Source organism: Bacillus sp. LL01, from assembly GCF_001037965.1.
The window spans coordinates 1-4,382 of record NZ_LFEL01000163.1; the positions used below are offsets into that span (position 1 = coordinate 1).

At 38.9% G+C, this 4,382-nt stretch carries 4 protein-coding genes; 1 reads left to right on the forward strand and 3 read right to left on the reverse strand.

Going from position 1 to position 4,382, the window contains the following annotated elements:
• From AB685_RS26995 to AB685_RS27005, 3 genes are all read right to left on the reverse strand, one after another.
• A partial coding sequence (locus tag AB685_RS26995) for an FtsW/RodA/SpoVE family cell cycle protein (protein WP_047973684.1) occupies positions 1-360 on the reverse strand: 360 nt, incomplete at its 3' end.
• 36 nt (positions 361-396) lie between these two features.
• Positions 397-1,536, reverse strand: a complete 1,140-nt coding sequence (gene ftsW / locus AB685_RS27000; RefSeq protein ID WP_047973685.1) for a putative lipid II flippase FtsW — start codon at positions 1,534-1,536, stop codon at positions 397-399.
• A 188-nt stretch (positions 1,537-1,724) separates the two neighbouring features.
• A complete protein-coding gene (locus tag AB685_RS27005) occupies positions 1,725-3,356 on the reverse strand; it encodes a polysaccharide biosynthesis protein (RefSeq protein ID WP_047973686.1) in 1,632 nt (543 codons plus the stop codon).
• Between the two features lie 195 nt (positions 3,357-3,551).
• Between AB685_RS27005 and AB685_RS27010 the strand changes: the two genes are divergently transcribed.
• The coding region (locus AB685_RS27010) for an aminoacetone oxidase family FAD-binding enzyme (RefSeq protein ID WP_047973687.1) at positions 3,552-4,382 on the forward strand (831 nt) is incomplete at its 3' end.

Consider the following 4,382-nt stretch of genomic DNA (forward strand, 5'->3'; position numbering starts at 1 on the left):
TATTTTTACAAACTCAGAAGGCTGAGGTTGCGCAAATCCTAAGTTCAACCAACGAGTTGACCCATTTCGAAATACCCCTAGTGGCGTAAATGAAACGAGCATAAGCGCAACCATACCTATTGCATAAAGCGGTATAGAGAAGTTTTTAAAGAGATCATAATCCATCACCATCATGATGGCCATTACAATTGCACCTGCTACAAAAAACAGGATTTGTCTTCTTAAAAACAAGGTTGGATCACTACTAAAATACTGCCCAGACCCACTATAGATCGCAAGCAAACTAAAGCACATTAACACAAATAAGAGAAAGAGCAACGTGTAATCAATTTGTTGCAAATTTGTTTTACGTTCTTCCATTGTCGCCTCCAAACGAAACAACTACATTAATCGAATTTAGGCAGTCAACGGTTCTTCTTCTTGGTTAAGCCGCTTTTGCCGGATGTTATTTCTAGAAATATTTGCAAGAATCGCTATAGAAACTAACGTTACTAATAACGATGAGCCTCCATTACTAACGAGTGGTAAAGGAATCCCTGTGATCGGTAAGAGACCCGTAACTGCTCCAATATTAAAAATAACTTGAATCGCAATTTGAAAGACAATCCCAAATGCTAACAAGCTGCCAAAAGGCGTTTTACAACGTGTACCGATCATTACCCCACGAAATAGGATTAGTCCGTGACAAATAAGGACAAATGCTACTCCAAGAAATCCTAATTCCTCAGAAACTATCGCCAAAATGAAATCAGTATGAGCTTCTGGTAAGTATAAAAGTTTTTGAACACTTTGACCAAGACCGGTTCCAGTTACCCCCCCATGTGCAATAGCAATATACGAATTTACTAATTGTAGTCCTGTACCAAATTGATCTGAAAATGGAWCAGTAAATGATACTAAACGTTTGATTCGATAAGACTCCGTCACTGCTAGAGTGGCAAATAAACCTCCACCAACGATGCCAAGTCCGATTAAGTGTCTCCATCTTGCTCCTGAAAAGAAGACTACCAATAATGAAACGATCAGGATTGAGGTAGCCGTTCCGAGGTCTGGTTGAAGCATAATTAACCCAAAAATAACCGCTACAACGATCAGTGGTGGTAAAACACCTTTAACAAACTGATCAATATACACTTGTTTTTTGGAATAAACATGAGCAAGGTAAATGACAATCCCTATTTTCACAAATTCAGAGGGTTGTAAATTTAATGGGCCGAAGCGAATCCAACGTTGGGCCCCTCCCACTTCATGACCTAATGGTGTTTTTACTAAAATTAATGATACCACCATTAAACCAACAATCACTACTGTAAGTTTTCGATACAACCTGTAAGGAAAGTGCATGAAAAACAAAAAGGCAGGGATTGCAAGTAAAAACCATATAGCTTGTCTTGCAATAAAATGATATGGATTGTTAAATTTATCAATCGCTAATACGTAACTGGAGCTAAATACCATTAACAGACCGAACCCAGCTAATAGGAACGTAGTAATGATAAGCAGCCAATCATTATCTTTTGTAAAAGAATATTTCATCCGGTCCCCCAACTTGTTCAGTCGTTTTTTTTGCTTTGACTGTTTCTAGCATCATTCATTATATCAAACGACTTAAATTAGAAAAAGGGGCTTTCGATGCCAACACTTGTCGAATTTTCGGCGATTAGACAAGTTTCTACACACCCACCATAATTTCACTTTTTTAAAAAAGCTAATCGCATAGGCGATTAGCTTTCTTGATTTACTTTTTTTCGATTCAAAAAGCGGAATCGGTGACCTAATACTTTTTCAGCCAAGCCAGAACGGTATACTAGATACCCATATACGATGGCTCCAATACCAACACCGATAAACATTAAAATAAAACTATTCATACGTGTTTCTAGTGGCATGAATGTTTGAAGTCCATTTACCGCTAAGACAACMATTCCTGCCATCACAAGTGAAAACATCAGAACGAGCATAAAGCGTTTTAGAATAGAGGAGTAATCGAACTGTGCATAGCGTCTAATTGCCCATACATTTATTGCGATCCCTACACTAAATCCCATATAAGTCGCAGTAATTGCCCCAACCGGCCCCGTTGTGACAAGTAAGATATAGTTAAGAGCTAGCTTAACAAGAAGAGCTGCTACTAATGAGAGGACTGCCTGCTTTTGACGATTCATCCCTTGTAAGATAGCTGCTGTTACAGCAAAAAGAGAGAAAAACAATGTCATTGGTCCATAATAACGAAGTACCATTCCTCCAATGGCTAAATCCTCAAGACCATAGAGAGAAGCAAAAACTGGATAAGCAAGAGCCGTCATTCCAACTGCTGCTGGTACAGAAATAAATAAAATAATTTGATAGGTTTGAGTAATTTGTCTTTGCAGTGCATTGTGGTCACCGGAAGTAAATGATTTTGTAATCGTCGGCACAAGGGTAATTGATAATGCCGTAGCGAGTGCCATCGGGATCAACACAATTTTATGAACTGATTGATTAAGCGCTCCAAAAAACGCTTCAGAAATATTTTCATAAGTCGTACCATCTAATGCATTATTGACTGAAAACAAATCAATATATTGAAACAATGGAATCGCTAGTCCTACAAAGGATAAGGGTAACGCATAAGTAATGAGTTCTTTATACATTTGAGGGAGAGTAAGATTATGTCTCGTTGTGCTTTCTTCCACTTGCTTTAAGATATGCTTCCTTCTTTTAAACCAATAATATAGAAGAACAGCTAGTCCCCCAAGTCCTCCAACAAATGCTCCAAACGTAGCAAAACCTACCGCTAATCCAATGTCTCCATTTCCAACCCCTACAATTGCATAGGCCATTGCTAGGATAAATGAGATGCGGACAATTTGTTCCACCACTTGAGAAACACTTGTCGGTCCCATCGATTGAAAACCTTGGAAATATCCACGAATGACCGCCATAACTGGTACAATGATTAACGCTACACTAACCATTCGGATGGTAAAAACCACATCTGCTTGGGTGTTTCCATTTGGCTTTTCCACAGGAAGAATGCTAGGTGCAAGAACAGGCGCAAGTAAAAACAATGCTAGAAAGGCAAGAACCCCTGTTAATGACATAAACACTAACCCTGATCTGAACAATTTATGTCCTGTTTCATAGTCACCTAATGAATGATATTTCGAAACAAATTTAGAAATTGCTAAAGGAACTCCCAACGTCGCTAAACTTAAAATCACAATATATTGGGCATAGCCATATCCATATAAAGCAAGTCCTACCTGTCCCACTAAAGCAGAAAATGGAACAATGTATACAAAACCAAGTATTTTTGAAATAAGCGTCGCGGCTGTTAACACCATCGTGCCACGCATTAGTTTTTGATCAGCCATTTTTTCCTCCTACCTTTATTCGAGGGTTGAAATGAAATTTAACACTAGTAAGCATTGTAGCATAGAGATACAAGAAATATTTAACCATTTTATAAAAAAAGAAGTAAGAAGTTTGAGCCACCTCCACTCTACCTTCCTTTTCCCTTTAAAAGATGCTACTCTAAAACAATCAATTAGACGAATCAGGTGATAAAAATGAATCAACATGTAATTGTAATTGGTGGAGGTCCTTCGGGGTTAATGGCTTCCATTGCTGCTGCTGAGCACGGTGCTTCCGTCACTTTACTTGATAAGGGAGATAAACTCGGCCGAAAATTAGCTATATCTGGTGGGGGACGTTGTAATGTGACCAATCGGATGGACYTACAAGATTTAATTGCCCACATCCCGGGTAATGGTCGTTTTATGCATAGCCCTTTCTCCGTATTCAATAATGAAGATATTATTGCTTTCTTTGAAGGACTTGGCATTGAGTTGAAACAAGAAGATCGTGGTCGAATGTTCCCTGTGAATGATAAAGCCACAACGGTCGTTTCCACTCTCCTCAACCGAGTACGTGCTCTTAAAGTAAACATTCGTACGAATACAAGCGTTCAATCACTAGAATATGATGCTGAACGAGTGTGTGCGGTGAAATTAAAGAATGGTGAACGGATCCAAGCTGATGCAGTTATAGTAGCTACCGGTGGAAAATCTGTTCCTCAWACCGGGAGTACAGGAGATGCCTATCCATGGGCAGAGAAGGCAGGACATACGATCACTGAGCTTTACCCAACTGAAGTCCCTATTACATCAAATGAACGCTTTATTAAATCGAAAGAACTTCAAGGGCTTTCCTTAAGAGAGATCCACCTCTCTGTCATTAACCCTAAAGGAAAAGTAATAAAAACGCATGAGGGAGATATGATTTTTACTCATTTTGGGATTTCCGGTCCGGCCGCTTTACGTTGTAGCCAATATGTAGTAAAAGCTTTGAAAAAGTTTAAAACGAAAACAATCGAGATACACACTGATCTTTTTCCTACT